Origin of the sequence: Nitrospirillum guaranorum (assembly GCF_034653275.1) — a bacterium.
Classification (GTDB): Bacteria; Pseudomonadota; Alphaproteobacteria; order Azospirillales; family Azospirillaceae; genus Nitrospirillum.
Window position 1 is genome coordinate 106,534 of sequence record NZ_JAYEES010000002.1, and the last position, 18,448, is coordinate 124,981.

Consider the following 18,448-nt stretch of genomic DNA (forward strand, 5'->3'; position numbering starts at 1 on the left):
TTATTAGCGGTATTTTAGGAATGTCCGCCGCCTGGGCGGACAACGGCACGGCATTACCGCCGTCCAACCGCATCACCATCAACCTGGGCGAAACGCCGTGGCGCTTCCTGAAGGACAGCGACCCGGCCAACGCCATGGATCCGGCCTATAACGATACCCCCAGCAATCCGAACCCGAACGAGGTATGGACCTCGGTCGGCGTGCCCCATTCGCCCAGCGACAACGATACCTTCCTGAACGTGAAGTCCGGCGGCGGCCAGGGCCAGCTGACAGGCAACATCACCTGGTATCGCAAGCACTTCTCCCTCGATAACGCCTACAAGACCCGCAAGATCTTCGTGGAGTTCGAGGGCGCGCACATGGGTGCCCGCGTCTTCATCAACGGTCATTTCATCCCGGGCAACAGCCTGGTCAACCCCAACGCCACCCACGTCGTGGGCTTCGTGCCCTTCATCGTCGACATCACCGACTATGTGAAGTTCGACGGCGCCGACAACGTCCTGGCGGTCAAGGTGGCGCGGGGCGACACCTTCTTCACCAACCCCAACTTCTCCGGCGCCTTCCGCTTCGGCCAGGCCGACAGCGGCCTGTTCCGCCCGGTGTGGATGTACATCACCGACCGGGTGCACATCCCCCGCAACACCTACGCCGTGCTGAACACCTGGGGCACCTACGTCTCCACGCTCAGCGCCAGCGACGCGTCGGCCACCGTCCGGGTGCAGACCAACGTCGCCAATGAGTACGCCAACGCCCAGACGGTGACGCTGAACACCCAGATCGTGGACGCGGCCGGAAATGTCGTGGCCTCGGCCCAGGACACCAAGACGCTGGCCTCGGCGCCGCTGCCGGCCGTGCCGGCGCAGAACGCACCCGAGACGGCCCCGCCGCCCGCCACGTTCGACCAGACGCTGACGGTCGACCACCCCACCCTCTGGTACCCCAACAACAGCCAGTGGGGCCGTCCCTACATGTACACGGTGGTGCACACCGTCAGCGTGGACGGCGTGGTGGTCGACGCCACCACGACGCCGCTGGGCATCCGCACCATCGCCTGGGACCAGAACTTCCCCATCATCAACGGCCACGCCCATTACCTGTGGGGCGCCTCGGGCCGCTACGACTACCCCGCCCTGGGATCCGCCGTGCCGGAGGAGCAGCAGTGGCGCGACGTGGCCCTGCTGGCCAACGCCGGCGGCAGCCTGTACCGCCCCGGCCATTCCGCCCAGGGACCGGAGTTCCTGGCCGCCGCCGACGCCTATGGCGTGATGATGGTCCAGCCCAGCGGCGACGGCGAGAACGGCTTCGCCCACCTGTGCCCGGGCGACACCTATGTCGGTAACTGCACCGCCTCCACCCTCGACATCGAGATGAAGAAGGAGGTGCACCGTGACATGATCGTGCACGACCGCAACAACCCGTCCGTGCTGGCGTGGGAGGCGGACAACGGCGTCACGGACACCGGCTTCGCCCGCGCCCTGAAGTCCCTGTCGGAAACCTGGGACCCGGTGCTGACCCGCGCCCAGTCCGACCGCACGCCCGATGCCGCCAACGGCGACATCCTGGGCTGCTCCGGCGACGGCTGCGACATCGGCGTGAAGCGCGACAACCCCAACGTTCCGGCCTGGGGCTCGGAATACTGGGACAACGGCGTCGGCCGTGACCTCTATGACTTCGAACTGCCCTTCGCCGCGCTGTACATGAAGCAGTGGGTGCAGAGCGTGGCCATGAAGTCCTTCGGCATGGCCCATTGGTACCTGGCCGACACCCCGGGCGAAATCGTGACCCAGGTGGACGGTCCCGGCTCCCCCACCGGTTCCGCCAGCGGCCATACGCCGGAAAGCATCCGTGGCAACGGCGCGTCGATGATGGACGCCAACCGCATTCCCCGCCTGCTCTACTACATCTACCAGGCGGCCTGGACCCCGTACGACACCCGGCCGGTGGTGAAGCTGGCCTATCACTGGAACCGCATGGGCCAGGTGCGGGTCAACGCCTTCTCCAACTGCCCGTCCGTGCGTCTGCTGCTGAACGGCCAGCGCCAGGGCGGCGACATGACGCCCAACCCGCTGACCAGCGACGTCAGCCCGGACATGACCCAGAACACCACCCTGCTGCCCACGCAGGTGCATTGGGACGTGATGTGGGCCGCCGGCACCCTGACCGCCCAGTGCCTGGACACCAACGCCCGCGTGGTGCTGGACGCCGCCGGCAACCCCATCCAGGACACCCAGGTCACCGCCGGGACGCCGGATCACATCCGCCTGACCGTCACCCCGGAACTGGTGCGCCCCAGCGGCCAGCCCTTCGCCGTGCAGGCCAACGGCACCGACGCCGCCTTTATCACGGCCGAGGTGGTGGACGCCAACAATGTGCGCGTGCCCAACGTCGCCCCCACCCTGACCTTCGCGGTCAGCGGGCCCGGCACCTACCGGGGCGGCGCCGACCATTATGTGAATGACAGCCAGCCCGAAGGCTACCACGCCCCCGGCGACGTCAACCTGACGGCCGAGGGTGGTGTCACCCGCATCGCCGTGCGCGCCCAGTTCACCCCCGGCACCGTGACGGTCACCGCCACGGCCCCCGGCCTGCGCGCCGGCACCGCCAGCTTCCAGACCGTGCCGACCACCGGGCCCAGCCTGGGCGGCAACGGCAACCTGTCCGTCCCGGCCACGCCGGCCGGCCAGCTGTCCATCGTCACCCCACCGCAGGACCAGACGGTCACCGTCGGCCAGACGGCGACCTTCACGGTGCTGAGCGCGGGGGCGGCGCCCTTGAGCTACCAGTGGCAGCGGGGCGGCGTCGCCATCCCCGGCGCCACCAGCTACAGCTACACCACCCCCGCCACCAGCCTAGGCGACAACGGCGCGACCTACAGCGTTATCGTCTCCAACGCCTCGGGCGCCAGCGTCACCTCCACGGCCGCCCTCCTGTCCGTGGTGCCCCCCACCATCCCCACCGTGCTGACCCAGCCCAAGGGGGCGACGGTCATCGCCGGCCAGAACGCCAGCTTCAGCGTCCAGGCCAACGGTTCGCCCGTGTTGAAGTACCAGTGGTTCAAGAACAAGACGGCCATCGCTGGCGCCACGGGGGCGATCTACAACACGCCCGTGCTGACGCTGGACGACAACGGCGCCAGCTACACGGTGGTGATCACCAACACGGCGGGCAGCGTCACCTCCGACGCCGCCATCCTGACCGTGGGCGCCGCCACGCCGCCCACCATCCTGACCCCGCCCGCCAGCCAGGCGGTGCCGGTGAACCAGACGGTGGTGCTGTCGGTCCTGGCTTCGGGCACGGCGCCGCTGCATTACCAGTGGACGCATGATGGTGTCGCCGTCGGCCCCGACGCCGCCAACTTCGTCATCCCGTCGGTGCAGACGGGTGACGCCGGCGCCTACACGGTCACCGTCACCAACGTGGCGGGCACCATCACCTCCAAACCCGCCGCCACCCTGTCGGTCAGCGGCAGCAACGGCACCAACCTGGCCCAGGGCAAGACGCCGCTGGAAAGCAGCGAGCAGAACGGCGGCCTGACCGCGAAGTACGCCTTCGACGGCAACGCCACCACCCGCTGGTCCTCCGCCCCGCAGATCGACCCATCCTGGGTGGGCGTGGACCTCGGCTCCCTCCAGACCTTCGACGAGGTGGTCCTGGTGTGGGAGAACGCCTACGCCTCGGAATACCAAATCCAGGTTTCCAACGACGAAGGCGACAACAAGACCTGGACCACCGTGTACCCCGCGGACGGCAGCATGGCCGTGGGACACGGCGGCACGGAAACCTTGGCCTTCCCCAGTACCACCGCCCGCTTCGTGCGCATGCTGGGCAACAAGCGCGCCACCGACTACGGCTACAGCCTGTTCGAGTTCCAGGTCTACGACGTGCCCCAGTGCGGCACGGCGACGGAACGCTACACCCTGCAGCCGGCCAAGTCGGGCACCTATGTCTCGCCCATCGCCGGCATCCCCAACGGGCCTTTCGTGCCCACCGTGGTCGACAACATCAGCGGCCTGACCTGGCAGCAGTACGTGACGACCTTCACCCAGGCGGGTGCCCAGTTCACCCGGCCGGTGGCCGAGCAGTACTGCGCCTCCGTGGGCATGCGCGTCCCCACCCAGGACGAGGCGCTGACCATCGCCGGCAACAACTATTCGGCTTGCGCCTTCCCCAACCCCTGGACCACCTGGACGGAAACCGACGTGGCGGGTGAGACCGACCGGTCCTACTTCGTCTCCTCCGCCGGCCAGTCGTCCTCGCAGATCACCGACAACTCGCCGGGCTGGGCCCTGTGCGTGATGGGCAAGTCGCTGGCGGCTCCCACCATCACGGCGCAACCCGCCAACCAGACGGCGCCGCTGGGCGGCACCGCTACCTTCACCGTCGGTGTCGGCGGCCCCGGCCCCTTCAGCTACCAGTGGCTGGAGAACGGCGCGCCCATCGGCATCACCACCGTCCCCACCTTCACCACCGCCCCCTTGCAGGCGACCGATGACGGCGCGTCCTTCAGCGTCATCGTCAGCAACGGCGGCGGCAGTGCCACCAGCGCCACGGCCATCCTCACCCTGAACGGCACCGCCGGCGACGGGAACGGCAACACCGGTAACGGCGGCAACGGAAACACCGGCGGCAACGGCGGCAACACGGGCGGGGGCAACAATGGCGGGGGCGGCACCGTCGATCCGCTGGCGCCCCCCACCAAGTCCCCGGCGTCGGATCTGGCCGCCGGCAAGAAGGCCACGGCCACCAGCGACCAGGGCGACGGCTATCCGGCGTCGGCCGCGACGGACGGCGACCTCAACTCCCGCTGGTCCTCGGGCTTCAGCGACACGGAATCGATCACGGTCGATCTCGGTGCCGTCCAGACCGTGGACCGCGTGGTCCTGCGCTGGGAGGCCGCCTACGGTGTCGGCTATCTGATCGAGGTGTCGACCGACAACCAGCATTGGAGGACGGTGCACACCGAAACCCAGGGCAAGGGCGGGGTCGACGACATCCGCTTCGACGCCACCCAGGCGCAGTTCGTGCGGATGAGCGGCACCAAGCGCTCCAGCCAGTACGGCTACAGCCTGTTCGAGTTCGAGGTCTACAATACCGCCACAACGCCGCAGTACACCCTGACCGCCACGGCCGGGGCCAACGGCGCCATCCTGCCGGGCACGGTGTCGGTCCTGGCCGGCGCCACCCAGACCTTCACCTTCCAGCCGGCCGCGGGCTTCGCCGCCACCGGCGTGACGGCGGACGGGCAGAGCGTGGGCCAGGTGGCCAGCTACACCTTCACCAACATCCAGGCCGCCCACACCGTGGCCGCCACGTTCAGCGTCGCCTCGGCGGCGGTGGACCTGGCCCTGCACCAGCCCGCCACCTCCAGCGAGCTGGAGAACGCAGGCTACCCCGCCGGCAACGCGGTCGACGGTGATCCCAACACCCGGTGGTCGTCCGCCGTCGGGCCCACCGCCTGGCTGCAGGTGGACCTGGGCGCGCCCAAGGCCTTCAACCGCGTGGTGCTGAGCTGGGAGAACGCCTACGCCGTCGGCTACCAGGTCCAAGTGTCCAACGTGGGCGGCGCCGATGACCAGAACTGGACCACGGTCCATCCCGAAACCAACGGCAAGGGCGGGATCGAGGACATCACCTTCACCGAGGTGACCGCCCAGTACGTGCGCCTGAAACTGACCCAGCGGTCCGGCCCCTACGGCTACAGCCTCTGGTCCTTCCAGGTGTACGACATGCCGACCCCGCCGACGCTGACGGCCCAGCCCACCAACGTCGCGGTGACGGCCGGCCAGACCGCGCAGTTCACCGTGGCCGCCACCGGCACCGCCCCCTTCACCTACCAGTGGTATGTGAACGGCACGCTGGCGGCGACCACCGACGCCCCCTTGTTCACCACCAAGAGCCTGACCACCGCCGACAGCGGCACCACGGTGTCCGTGGTCGTCAGCAACGTGGCGGGCACCGTCACCAGCGCCAGCGCCACGGTCACGGTGACCACCCCGCCCCAAACGGGCACGGGCGACACCGGGAACGGCAATACAGGCAATGGCAACACGGGCACCGGCGGCACGCCGCCGGTCTCCACCAACGCCAACCTGGCCCTGGGCGTCACCATGACGGCCAGCGGCACGGAGAACGACGGCTACCCCGCCGGCAACGCCGCCGACGGCAGCACCAACTCGCGCTTCTCCTCCAACTTCGATGACCAGGCCTGGCTGCAGGCCGACCTGGGCGCCGTGCGGGCGGTCAACCGCGTGGTCCTGCGCTGGGAGAACGCCTACGGCGTGGGCTACCTGATCCAGACCTCCACCGACGGCAAGACCTGGGACACCGCCTACACCCAAACCAACGGCAAGGGCGGGGACGAGGACCTTTCCTTCGCCACCGTCAACGCCCGCTATGTCCGCCTGCAGGGGGTGAAGCGGTCCTCCGGCTACGGTTACAGCCTGTTCGAGTTCGAGGTGTACAACGCCGCCAGCACGCCCCGCTTCACCGTCACGGCGACGGCGGGCGACAACGGCGCCATCACCCCGTCCGGCGCCACCCAGGTGCTGCAGGGGGCGGATCCGCGCTACACCTTCACCGCGGCCGACGGCTTCGTCGTCACCAAGGTGGCGGTGGACGGGCAGGACATCGGCCCCCAGGCCGGCTACACCTTCACCAACGTCCTGGCGCCGCACAGCCTGGCCGTCACCTTCGGCCCGGCCTCGGCCGGCGTCGACCTGGCGGCGGGCAAGGCGGCCACGGCCAGCGGGACGGAGAATGACGGCTATCCCGCCGGCAACGCGGTGGACGGCAATCCCAACACCCGCTGGTCCTCCGCCTTCGATCCGTCGTGGATCGCCATCGACCTGGGCTCCGCCCAGACCTTCAACCGCGTGGTCCTGAGCTGGGAGAACGCGCACGGCGTCGCCTACCTGATCCAGGTGTCCAACGTGGGCGGCGCCGACGACAAGGACTGGACCACCGTCTACACCCAGGCCGCCGGCAAGGGCGGGGTGGAGGATCTGGGCTTCACGCCCGTGACCGCCCGCTATGTCCGCCTGCTGGGCACGCAGCGGTCCAGCCCCTACGGCTACAGCCTGTTCAGCTTCCAGGTGTTCAACAACCAGGCGGACCAGGCGCCCACCATCACCAGCCAACCGCAAAACCAGACCGTGGGCCTGGGCCAGAGCGCCAGCTTCTCGGTCACGGTCAGCGGCACCGGTCCCTTCACCTACCAGTGGCAGCGCAACGGGGCCGACATCCCCGGCGCCACCAGCGCCAGCTACAGCACGCCGGCCACCACCGGCGCGGACAACAACGCCCAGTACGCCGTCGTCGTGACGGGCCCGCAGGGAACCAAGGTCACCAGCGCCCCGGCCATCCTGACGGTCAACACCAGCGGCCTGCCCTACACGGTCTTCCCCGGCTTCGTCGGTGTCGACCTGCAGAACAACACCCACGGCGCCTACAGCGACGACCAGGTGTACGTGGCCGTCATCGGCCGCGACCCGGCCACGGGGCAGTTCGCCTGGCTGAAGCCGGACGGCACCCTGACGGCCGCAAGCGCCGCCGACAACGACGGCGCCGGCCACCTGACCAAGAACGGCCAGAACTACAGCAACTACTTCTTCACCCTGGCCCAGGCCAAGCAGCTGAAGTTGCCCAAGATGGACAGCGGGCGCGTGTTCATCGCCCTGGGCGAGCCCCTGTACATCAAGATCCTGATGGATGCGAACAACCAGGTCGGCTACGCGGGCCCCAACCCGCTGAACGGCACCGATCCCAACATCAACGTCTATTACGACTGGTACGAGTTCACCTACAACGCGTCCGGCTTGTGGATCAACACCACCCAGGTGGACCAGTTCGGCCTGCCGCTGCTGCTGGACGTGTATGGGGCCAACAACAGCTTCCACAAGCAGACCGGCATCAACCAGAGCCGTGCGGCCCTGTATGACGCCTATGTCGCGGAGACGCCGGCGGCCTTCCATTCGGCCCCGCTGTCGCCCTACCGCATCATGGCGCCGTACAACAGCACCTTCGACGCGGGCCAGGCCAACGCCACCTACTTCGATGGGTACGTCGACCAGATCTGGGCCTTCTACGCCACCAACACCCTGACCATCGACATGTGGGGCGGCGCCCGCCGCTTCACCGGCCAGGTCCAGGGCGGCCAGATGGTGTTCAGCGAGGTCGACCTCAAGAACGGCGCCTATGTCGGCGGCAGCTACATCGTGAACAAGCCGACGACGCAGGACGTGCTGCGCGGTGCCGGGGCGCTGGCCACCGGCAACGCCACCGAGCTGGCCCTGGAGGCCCAGCTGTGCGCGGCCTTCAACCGCCACATCACCGACAACGCCGCGGCCTGGGCCACGCCGTCCGTCTGGTACAGCGCGGCGCCGGCCAACTTCTACGCCAAGTTCTGGCACGACCACAGCGTTGGCGGCCTGGCCTACGGCTTCGCCTACGACGACGTGTCGGACCAGAGCTCCACCATCACCACCGACAAGCCGGAGCACGCGGTGTTCGGCATCGGCTGGTGATGGCGGCGGCCATCAAGGACTGAAAGGAACGGCGGCGCCCCGGGGCGTCGCCGCTTCTTCGCGTTTTGGAACCAGTGATCTTTGGGGGTAAAGGGAATGAGGGGCTTCAAGAACAGGGCGCGGGAACAAGGCTTCACCCTGCTGGAACTGCTGGTCGTCGTGCTGATCATCGGCCTGCTGGCCTCCTACGTGGGCCCCAAATACTTCTCGCAGGTGTCGAAGTCCGAGGTGACGACGGCCAAGGCGCAGATCGAGGCCTATGCCAAGGCTGTCGATAATTTCCGCCTGGACGTGGGCCGCTTCCCCACGACGGAGGAAGGGCTGGCCGCCCTGATGACCCGCCCCGCCACCGACGGCGACAAATGGAACGGCCCCTACCTGCGCAAGGACGTGATCCCCGATCCCTGGGGGCACCCCTACCTCTACCGCTCGCCCGGCGAGAAGGGGGAGTTCGCCATCACCTCCTACGGGCGCGACGGCCAGCCGGGCGGCAGCGGCCCCGACGCCGACATCAGCAACGAGTAGCCAGGCTGGCGGGGATCATTTCGAATGCGGTATGAGGTCCGGGCGCTGTCGCCCGATCACCTGATGACCCAGCTGGTCCTGGATGCCCAGGACGAGGACGACGCGCGCCGCCAGGCGGCGACGCGCGGCTTGGCCGTGGCCGAGGTGCGCCCGGCCAAGGGTCTGCGGATGCCAGGCGCCCTTGGCGGGGCCTTGGGGGGTGCGACAGCCCGGCAATGGTCCCTGGTGCTGTTCAGCCAGGAGCTACTGGCGCTGCTGCGCGCCGGCCTGTCCATCGTCGAAGGGCTGGAGGCGCTGCTGGAGAAGGAGGCGAACGAAACCGCGCGCGCGATCCTGCAGCGCCTGCTGGCCGGCCTGCGCGACGGCAAGCGCCTGTCCGTCGTGCTGGCGGAACAGCCGGCGCACTTCCCGCCCCTGTACGTCGGCATCGTCCGCGCGGCGGAGGGGACCAGCGACCTGCCCCGCTCCCTGGCCCGCTATCTCGACTATCGCCAGCGGGTGGACGGCGTGCGCGGCAAGGTGGTCAGCGCCGCCATCTATCCCTGCATCCTGGCCCTGGTGGGCGGCGCCGTGTCCCTTTTCCTGGTGGGCTACGTCGTTCCCAGCTTCGCCCAGATTTACCAGGGCACGGGCCGTTCCCTGCCCTTCCTGTCGCGCCTGCTGATGGATTGGGGCCGCTTCGCCGGGGCGCATGCGGCGCCACTGGCGGCGGGCATCGCCACCCTGGCGGTCCTGCTGGCCCTGGGCGTTCGGCAGGCTGTCCGGCGCGGCGGTGTGGGCCGGCTGCTGGCCCTCATCCCCGGCATGGCGGCGCGGGTGCGGATTTACGAGCTGTCGCGCCTCTACCTCACCATGGGCATGCTGCTGGAGGGCGGCATCACCGTGGTCGCCGCCATGATCTCCATCCAGGGCATGATGTCGGCCGACGTGGCCGCCCGCCTGCGCCGGGCTTGCGAGGCGGTGCAGGCCGGCACGCCCCTGTCCGACGCCTTCGAGGCCCAGGGCCTGGCCACCCCCATCTCGCTGCGCATGCTGCGCGTGGGCGAACGCTCGGGCGAGCTGGGCGCCATGCTGACCCGCTCCGCCGAGTTCTACGACGGGGAAATCGGGCGTTGGATCGATCGCTTCACCCGCGTCTTCGAGCCGCTGCTGATGGCCGCCATCGGCATCATCGTCGGCGCCATCGTTGTGCTGCTCTACATGCCCATCTTCGACCTGGCGGACAGCCTGCAATGAGCCAAGACGCCCCTCTCCTGACTTGGGATGACGAGGCCCTTCTGCGCCGGGCGCGGCAGGCCGCGCTGACCAGCCAGCGCGGCACGCTGGCGGAGTTCGACGCCCTGGCCGGCGGGGAACCGCGCCAGCGCCTGCACCGCCTGGGCCAGGTGCTGGGCCTGCCCGTGCTGGAAACGGCGGCCATGCTGGCCATGGCGCCGGCCCTGGACCTGCTGCCCCTGCCCCGCGCCATGCAGCGCCACTGCGCCCTGATGCGCCGGGACGGCGGCGGACTGCTGGCCGCCGTCCCCGACCCCTTCGACGCCGATCTGCTGACCTGGCTGGAAACCCAGGCGGGGGCAGGGGCGGAGCTGGGCGTGGCGCTGGCCCTGCCGGCCGACATCCACGCCTATCTGTCCAAGCTGGAAGAGTCCGTGCGCGCCATGGACAGCGTGGTGCAGGCCGGCGACGGCGACCGCCGCGACGGCCGCACCGCCGCCATCCTGTCCTTCGCCAGCGTCAGTGAGGCCGCCAGCCCGGCGGTGAAGCTGGTCAATTCCACCCTCTACGACGCGCTGAAGGCCGGCGCGTCGGACATCCACATGGAAAGCACGGCCACCGGCCTGGCCATCAAGTACCGCGTCGACGGGGTGCTGGACCGGGGCACGGCGATCAACGGCACGGAAACGGCGGAGCAGGTCATCAGCCGCCTGAAGGTGCTGGCCGAACTGGACATCGCCGAACGCCGCGTGCCGCAGGACGGCAGCTTCCGGGTGGAGGCGGCGGGGCGGGAGATCGACCTGCGCGTCTCCATCATGCCCAGCATCCATGGCGAGGACGCCGTCATCCGCATCCTGGACAAGCGCGCCATGATGGCGGCCTACGGCGCGCTCAGCCTGGAAACGCTGGGCTTCGACGCCGCCTCGCTGGCCATCCTGCGGGAGCTGGCGGAGGAGCCGCACGGCATGTTGCTGGTCACCGGCCCCACCGGTTCGGGCAAGACCACGACGCTGTACGCCGCACTGACGGAAATCCACAACGGGCGGGACAAGATCATCACCATCGAGGATCCGGTGGAATACCAGCTGCCGGGCATCCTCCAGATCCCGGTGAACGAGCGCAAGGGCCTGACCTTCGCCAAGGGTTTGCGCAGCATCCTGCGGCACGACCCGGACAAGATCATGGTGGGCGAGATCCGCGACCGGGAAACGGCGGAAATCGCGGTGCAGTCCGCGCTGACCGGCCACCTGGTGCTGACCACCGTGCACGCCAACAGCGTCTTCGACGTCTTTGGCCGCTTCACCCACATGGGCATCGACCCCTACGCCTTCGTCTCCGCCCTCAACGGCATCTGGGCCCAGCGCCTGATCCGCGTGAACTGCCCGCACTGCGCCGCCGATTACATGCCAGAGGACGGGGAACTGCAGCGCCTGGGCCTGACGGTGGAGGCCATCGCCGGATTCCGCTTCCGCCGCGGGATGGGTTGCGGCGACTGCCGGGGCACCGGCTACAAGGGCCGCCGCGCCATCGCCGAGATCCTGACCCTGACGGATGAACTGCGCGAGATGGTGGTGGAGAAAAGCCCCATCCGCCAGATCAAGGATGTCGCCTACCGCAACGGCACGCGCAGCCTGCGCGACGTGGCCATGGCCCTGGCGCGCGAGGGCGGCACCACCCTGGCCGAGGTCAAGCGGGTGACCCAGCATGCGTAAGCCCAAGCCCCCCTCCCTCACCCGTTTCCTGGGCGGCCGGCTGGAACTGACGCTGAGCCGCGCCAGCCTGTCGTTGGCCCTGCGGCGCACGGCTTGGGCGGCCCCCCTTCCCCTGGCGGAGCTGTCGTTGGCCGGCACCTTCCATCCCGACGTGCTGGCCCCCACCCTGGTGGCGGGCCGCCTTGCCGGCCTGCCGCTGTCGGTCACGCTGGACGACGATTTGGTGCGGCTGTTCATGGTGGCGCCGCCCGGCAACGCGCGCGGCCTGGGCGACATCCGCGCCGTGGCGGCGCTGCGCTTCCAGCGCCTCTACGGCGACGACCTGGCCGCCTGGCGCCTGACCTTCGACGCGGCGGTGGACCGGCCCTTCCTGGCCTGCGCCATGCCCCAGGGGCTGTATGACGCCCTGCTGGACCTGGCCCGGACGCACCGGCTGGCGCTGATCGTCCTCACCCCGCGCTTCGTCACGGCCTGGAACGCCGAACACCGGCGGCTGGATGGCGCCTGGCTGGGCGTGGCGCAGGACGGGGCGATCACCCTGGGCTGCGTGGACGTTCCGTCCGGCGGTGGTACCGCCAGCCTGATGGCCGTGCACCGCCTGGCCCTGCCGGCGGGGGCGGACGCTCGCTGGCTGCGTGGCCAACTGCGCGCCGTGGCGCTGCGCCATGGCCTGGCGGATCCGGTGGCCGTCAAGCTGGTGGGGCGACCCCTGCCCGGCTTGGCCAGCCCCGCCGCCGGCACGCCCATCCTGACCTGGCAGCAGCCGGCGCCGCGGCCCACCGCCGCCCAGGCGTTCGCCTACCTTTTCGGCGGGGGGCAGCGCGCGGGATGAGACGGCAGAACATCAACTTCGCGCCCAGCGGCTACACCCGGCTGAAGCAGGAGACCCCCGCCGCCGCCAAGGTGCTGGGCATCCTGGGCCTGGGCCTCTGCCTGGCGGCGGCGCTGGAAGCGCGGGACCGGCTGGACCGCCTGTCGGCCCTGGACCACGCGGTGGCGCAGGCGGAAGTCGACCTGGCGGCACGCACTGGCAGCCGGGCGCCGCCACCCGACATCCCCGTTCCCGAGGCGCAAGCCACGGCGGTGAACAGTGCGGTGCGGCAGCTGAACCTTCCCTGGCGCGCCCTGCTGGACGCGGTGGAGGCGGGCACGCCCAAGACCGTCGCCTTGTTATCGCTGGAACCCGATGCCCGGCGCGGCCTGGTGCGCATCGAGGCGGAGGCGGCGGATGGCGAGGCCATGCTGGCCTACGTGAAGCAGCTGAAGCAGCAGCCCCTGCTGGCCGGCGCCGTGCTGGTGAAGCACCGGACGGAGGAAAGCCAGGCGCGCCGCCCCCTGCGCTTCCAGATCGAGGCCGGGCTGGCCGCCGGGGGGGCGCCATGAGCCTGCTGTCCACCCCCGCCCCCACCCTGCTGCTGCGCGCCCGCCTGGCCCTGGGCCGCGCCGGCTGGACCAGCCTGCTGGCCGGCGCCTTGTTCATCGCGGGCGCCACCGCCTTCCTCATCGGCCTGCCCGCGCTACAGGCGCGGGTGGACGCCCGCCAGGCCGACCTGGCGCAGCTGACGGCGCGGGTGGCCAAGGCGGGGCGGCTGCCGCCACCGGCCGCCCCGCCCCTACCCACGGCGCAGCGCAACCTGCAAGCCTTCTATGACGCGTTGGGCGACGTGCGTTACGTCGACCAGGACGTGGCCGTCATCCTGGACGAGGCCGACCGCGAGGGCCTGACCATAGCCCAGGCCGACTACAAGCTGGGCTATGACAAGGCCGGGCTCTATCACGTCTACACCATGCAGATGCCGGTGACGGGCAGCTATACCGCCATCCGCGCCTTCTGCCGGCAGGTGCTGCTGTCCCTGCCCTATGCCGCCCTAGAAGAGTTCAGCGTCAAGCGCGCCGCCATCGGTGACGCGACGGTGGAGGCGCGGCTGCGCCTGGCGTTGTACCTCGACGGCCCGGCGGACTACGCGCCGGGCAAGCCGGTGGAAGGGGGTGCGCGATGAAGGCCCGCCAAGCCCTGATGCTGGCGGCCCTGGCCGCATCCGCCGGCCTGGCCATCTTCGGCGACCACACGCCGAAGGGCGGCGAGACGGTGGAGCCGGCGCCGCGCCCGCAGCCGGCGGCGGCGGCACCCAAGGCGGCCGTGCCCACCGCCAAGCATAAGCGCGCGGCGGTCATCCTGGCCCTGCTGCCGCGCGAAGACCTGATGGGCCCGCGCGATGAGGAGCGGCCGGAGTCCTCACTGTTCGCCGCGCAGAGCCTGGACCGGGCGCCTGCGGGGGCCGGCGTCCAGATGCCCGTGGCGGCGGCGCCCGCCACGCCGGGGCTGCCCTTCACCTACCTGGGCAAGAAGTACGAGAACGCGGCATGGGAGGTCTACCTGGCCATCGGGGACCAGACCTACTTCGTGCGCGAGGGCACGGTCATCGACCAGAAATACGCGGTCAACCAGATCAGGCCGCCGGTACTGACGATGACCTACCTACCAACCAAGCAGCAACAGACGATGACGATCGGCGGGGAAGAGTGATGGGGGTTGTGAGGGGGTGGCGACCCGGCGCGCGCAAGGGGATTTCCCTGCTGCTCAGCGTGGCGCTGACGGCCTGTGCCGGGCATTCCGCCTATCAGGACGGCGTGAGCCTGGTGGCCGAAGGCAGGATGGACGACGGCCTGGCCAAGCTGCAGGAGGCCTATCGCCAGGATCCGCGCGACGTGCAGGTCCGCACCGCCTATCTGCAGACGCGGGAGCGGGCCCTGACCACGGATGTGGAGCGCGCGGACAAGCTGGCGGCCAGCGGCTCGTATGACGAGGCGCGCGCCCTCTACCGCCACGCCCTGGGCCTGAACGCCAATTACGAGCGCGCGCAGGACGGCCTGGCGGCATTGGAGGCCCGCGCCCGGCAGGCCGGCTGGATGAACGAGGCCGACGCCCTGCTGTCGCGCGGCCAGGTGGACGCCGCCAGCCAGAAGCTGGCCCGCGTGCTGACAGAGGCGCCGGCCGACCCGCGCGCCCAGGCGCTGAAGCATGCCATCGACACACGCCTCGCCGCCTCGACGCCCCAGGCGCGGCTGGCGCAGGTCTACCACAAGCCCATCACCATCGAGTTCAAGGACGTCAGCCTGAAGCAGGTGTTCGAGGTCATCGCCCACACCTCGGGCCTGAACTTCCTGTTCGACAAGGATGTGAAGACGGACCAGCGCACCTCCATCTTCCTGAAGAACAGCACCATCGAGGGGGCGGTGCGCCTGGTGCTGTTGACCAACCAGCTGGAACAGCAGGTGTTGGACGGCAACACGGTGCTGATCTACCCCAACACCCAGGCCAAGCAGAAAGACTATCAGGAACTGAGCGTCCGCACCTTCTACCTGGCCAACGCCGAGGCCAAGACCATCGCCAACACCCTGAAGACCATCATCAAGGTGCGCGACATCGCGGTGGACGAAAAGCTGAACATGGTCATCGTCCGCGACACGCCCGAGGCCATCCGCATGGCGGAAAAGCTGGTGGCGGTGGAGGACGTGCCGGACCCCGAGGTCATGCTGGACGTGGAGGTGCTGGAGATCCAGCGCAGCAAGCTGCAGAACTTCGGCATCCAATGGCCAGCCTCCGCCAGCTTCCAGCCGTCCCCCCTGGGCAGCATCACGACGGGCGGGGACAGCTCCTCCAGCGGCTCGTCGAGCAGCGGCAGCGGCAACAGCAGCTCCGCCGTGTCGCTGTATGACCTGACGCACCAGACCACGCGCAACATCGGCGTCAGCGTGGGCAGCGCCACGGCCAACGCCAACCTGCAGGATTCCGACGCGCGCCTGCTGACCAACCCGCGCATCCGGGTGCGCAACCATGAGAAGGCCAAGATCCTGATCGGGCAGCGGCTGCCCAACATCACCTCCACCGCCACCTCGACCGGGTTCCTGTCGCAGTCGGTGAACTACATCGACGTGGGCCTGACCCTGAATGTGGAGCCCACGATCTACCTGGACGACAACGTCGGCATCAAGCTGACGCTGGAGGTCAGCAGCATCATCCGCCAGGTGACGACGCAGACCGGCACCAGCGCGTACGAGATCGGCACCCGCACGGCCAGCACCGCCCTGCGCCTGAAGAACGGGGAAACCGACGTGCTGGCCGGCCTGATCGACAGCCAGGAACGCACCTCGGGTAACAAGCTGCCGGGCCTGGGCGACGTGCCCGTGCTGGGCCGCCTGTTCGGCGCCACCACGGACGACGACCAGAAGACGGAAATCGTCCTGTCCATCACGCCGCACCTGGTGCGCAACCTGCAACGGCCGGACGTGAACGACGCCATGTTCACCGCCGGCACCGAGACCAGCATGCACACCGCCGTCCCTGGTTCCGGCGGCGGCAGCGTCTCCACCACCTCCACCGTCACCACCACCGTGGCGCCGGTGTCGCCCATGCCGCCGGCCGCCCCCGGCGGGGTCAACGGCTCCTCCGCGACGGGGGGCGGCGTCGGCACCGGCGCGGTGAACGACCTGGGCCTCAGCCAGAACGGCGTGGGTGGTGCCATCGGCGGCTCGGCAGAGGAAGGGGCCGTGGGCGCGGTGCCAGGAGCCGGCACTGCCCAGCTGCAGCTGCAGGGCACCAATCAGGCGGCGGTAGGCGGCACCGTCACCGTGAACCTGCTGGCGCAGGCGACGCAGGGGGTCACCAGCTTCCCCGTCACCCTGGGTTTCGATGCCGCCAAGCTGCAGGTCACCAACATCGCGGAAGGGCCCTTCCTGAAGCAGACCGGCGCCAGCACCAATTTTTCCAGCCGCCTGGGCAACGGCCAGGTCATCATCGCCGACAGCAGCACCGGCGGCGCCGGCGTCACCAGCCAGGGCGTCCTGGCCACGGTGACCTTCAAAGCGCTGGCCACCGGGCCGGCCAGCGTGCAGGTCGCCTCCGCCTCTCCCATCGGGGTGGACGGTGTGCCCATCACCCTGCTGTCGCCCAGCCCCTATACCGTGCAGGTCGCGGCCAAATGACGGGGCGGCGCACCTCGCAGGCGGGGTTCACGCTGGTGGAACTGCTGGTCACCCTGGCCATCGTCGGCCTGCTGGCCACGCTGGTCCTGCCGGTGGCCCAGGTGGCGACCCAGCGGACGCAGGAGACGGAGTTGCGCCGCGCCCTGCGCGACATCCGCGCCGCCATCGACGCCTATCACCGCGCCAGCGACGACGGCCGCATCGCCAAGGAGGCCGGGACCACGGGCTACCCCCCGACCTGGACGTGCTGGTGACGGGGGTGGAGGACCAGAAGGATCCGGAGAAGCACAAGATCTATTTCCTGCGCCGGGTGCCGCGCAACCCGCTGGCCAGCGATCCCGACCTGGCCGACGCCGCCACCTGGGCCAAACGCAGCTATGCCAGCGAACCCGACGACCCGCAGGAGGGCGACGACGTCTATGACGTCTACGCCGCCAGCCCGCGGCTGGGCCTCAACGGCATCCCCTACAACAAATGGTGAGGGCCATGACACGACGCGCGGCGGAGAGGCGCCCGGCGGGCTTCACCCTGGTGGAACTGCTGGTGGTCATGGCCATCATCGGCATGCTGCTGAGCCTGGCCCTGCCCCGCTATTACCACGCCATCGACACCTCCAAGGAACGGGTGCTGGCGGAGAACCTGCGCGTCACCCGCGACGCCATCGACAAGTTCTACGGCGACACCGGCCGCTATCCCGAGGCCCTGGACGAGCTGGTGCGGAAGCACTACCTGCGCGCCCTGCCTTTCGATCCGGTGGCCGACAGCGACAGCGCCTGGATCATCGTCCCACCGGAGGAGCAGTTCACCGGCAACGTCTACGACATCAAAAGCGGGGCGCCGGGCACCAGCCATGATGGCAAGGCCTTCGGGGACATGTGATGCGGGACCGCCGTGACGCCATCCGCCCCGATGAAGCGGGCTTCACCTACCTGGGCCTGCTGATCATCCTGGCCATCATCGGGGTGGTGGCCGCGGTCAGCCTGCAGGCCGGCGCCCTGATGCAGCGGCGCACGGCGGAGGAAAGCTTGTTGGACATCGGGGCGGACTTCCGCACCGCCTTGCGCGGCTATGCCGACAGCACGCCCGCCGGCCTGCCCCGATCGCCCCGCACCTTGCAGGACCTGGTGCGCGACCCGCGTTACCCGGGCGTGCGCCGTTACCTGCGCCGCGTGCCGCCCGATCCCATGGGCGGCGACCACCCGTGGGGCCTGGTGATGAGCCCGGATGGCGCCGGCATCATCGGCATCTACAGCCAGGCGCCGGGCCATCCCATCAAGCGGGACGATTTCCCGGCCGCATACCAAGACTTCCGCAACCGCGACAGCTATGCCGACTGGGTCTTCACCCAGGCGCCGGCCCGCAATTCCCAGCTGCCCTCGCGCCCCATTCCCTTGGGCCCGGGCACCTCCGCGCCCGCCAGCCCCGGCACCGGCGCCACCCCCTCTGGCCCCCCCTCGGGCCCCCACTGATCCCCGCCGCAATCCAGGA

The 18,448-nt window shown here is 69.7% G+C and carries 13 protein-coding genes; all 13 read left to right on the top strand.

The window, feature by feature from the left end; all coding sequences use genetic code 11:
• Positions 1-20: 20 nt before the first annotated feature.
• The 13 genes from UAJ10_RS06495 to UAJ10_RS06555 all read left to right on the top strand — a co-directional run bounded on the left by UAJ10_RS06495 (position 21) and on the right by UAJ10_RS06555 (position 18,429).
• The gene (locus UAJ10_RS06495; protein ID WP_322914566.1) at positions 21-8,522 is read left to right on the top strand and encodes a discoidin domain-containing protein; all 8,502 of its coding nucleotides are present in this window, start codon (positions 21-23) and stop codon (positions 8,520-8,522) included.
• A 96-nt stretch (positions 8,523-8,618) separates the two neighbouring features.
• Entirely contained in the window at positions 8,619-9,047 is a 429-nt protein-coding gene (gspG, locus tag UAJ10_RS06500; RefSeq protein WP_322914567.1) for a type II secretion system major pseudopilin GspG, read from the top strand.
• A 24-nt stretch (positions 9,048-9,071) separates the two neighbouring features.
• A complete protein-coding gene (locus UAJ10_RS06505) occupies positions 9,072-10,283 on the top strand; it encodes a type II secretion system F family protein (protein WP_322914568.1) in 1,212 nt (403 codons plus the stop codon).
• Entirely contained in the window at positions 10,280-11,974 is a 1,695-nt protein-coding gene (locus UAJ10_RS06510) for a GspE/PulE family protein (protein ID WP_322914569.1), read from the top strand. Before UAJ10_RS06505 ends, UAJ10_RS06510 begins: the two co-directional genes overlap by 4 nt.
• Positions 11,967-12,806: a hypothetical protein gene (locus UAJ10_RS06515; protein ID WP_322914570.1), complete on the top strand. Its 840-nt coding sequence runs from the start codon at positions 11,967-11,969 to the stop codon at positions 12,804-12,806. Before UAJ10_RS06510 ends, UAJ10_RS06515 begins: the two co-directional genes overlap by 8 nt.
• Positions 12,803-13,357: a PilN domain-containing protein gene (locus UAJ10_RS06520; protein WP_322914571.1), complete on the top strand. Its 555-nt coding sequence runs from the start codon at positions 12,803-12,805 to the stop codon at positions 13,355-13,357. Before UAJ10_RS06515 ends, UAJ10_RS06520 begins: the two co-directional genes overlap by 4 nt.
• On the top strand, positions 13,354-13,974 hold the full coding sequence (locus UAJ10_RS06525) for a hypothetical protein (protein WP_322914572.1): 621 nt from the start codon (positions 13,354-13,356) through the stop codon (positions 13,972-13,974). The genes UAJ10_RS06520 and UAJ10_RS06525 overlap by 4 nt, the downstream gene beginning before the upstream one ends.
• On the top strand, positions 13,971-14,501 hold the full coding sequence (locus tag UAJ10_RS06530) for a hypothetical protein (RefSeq protein WP_322914573.1): 531 nt from the start codon (positions 13,971-13,973) through the stop codon (positions 14,499-14,501). The genes UAJ10_RS06525 and UAJ10_RS06530 overlap by 4 nt, the downstream gene beginning before the upstream one ends.
• On the top strand, positions 14,501-16,960 hold the full coding sequence (locus UAJ10_RS06535; RefSeq protein ID WP_322914574.1) for a cohesin domain-containing protein: 2,460 nt from the start codon (positions 14,501-14,503) through the stop codon (positions 16,958-16,960). The genes UAJ10_RS06530 and UAJ10_RS06535 overlap by 1 nt, the downstream gene beginning before the upstream one ends.
• On the top strand, positions 16,957-17,214 hold the full coding sequence (locus UAJ10_RS06540; RefSeq protein WP_322914575.1) for a type II secretion system protein: 258 nt from the start codon (positions 16,957-16,959) through the stop codon (positions 17,212-17,214). The genes UAJ10_RS06535 and UAJ10_RS06540 overlap by 4 nt, the downstream gene beginning before the upstream one ends.
• The gene (locus UAJ10_RS06545; protein ID WP_322914576.1) at positions 17,211-17,441 is read left to right on the top strand and encodes a hypothetical protein; all 231 of its coding nucleotides are present in this window, start codon (positions 17,211-17,213) and stop codon (positions 17,439-17,441) included. The genes UAJ10_RS06540 and UAJ10_RS06545 overlap by 4 nt, the downstream gene beginning before the upstream one ends.
• Before the next feature lie 5 nt (positions 17,442-17,446).
• The gene (locus UAJ10_RS06550) at positions 17,447-17,839 is read left to right on the top strand and encodes a type II secretion system protein (RefSeq protein ID WP_322914577.1); all 393 of its coding nucleotides are present in this window, start codon (positions 17,447-17,449) and stop codon (positions 17,837-17,839) included.
• Positions 17,839-18,429: a hypothetical protein gene (locus UAJ10_RS06555; protein ID WP_322914578.1), complete on the top strand. Its 591-nt coding sequence runs from the start codon at positions 17,839-17,841 to the stop codon at positions 18,427-18,429. The genes UAJ10_RS06550 and UAJ10_RS06555 overlap by 1 nt, the downstream gene beginning before the upstream one ends.
• Positions 18,430-18,448 lie beyond the last annotated feature (19 nt).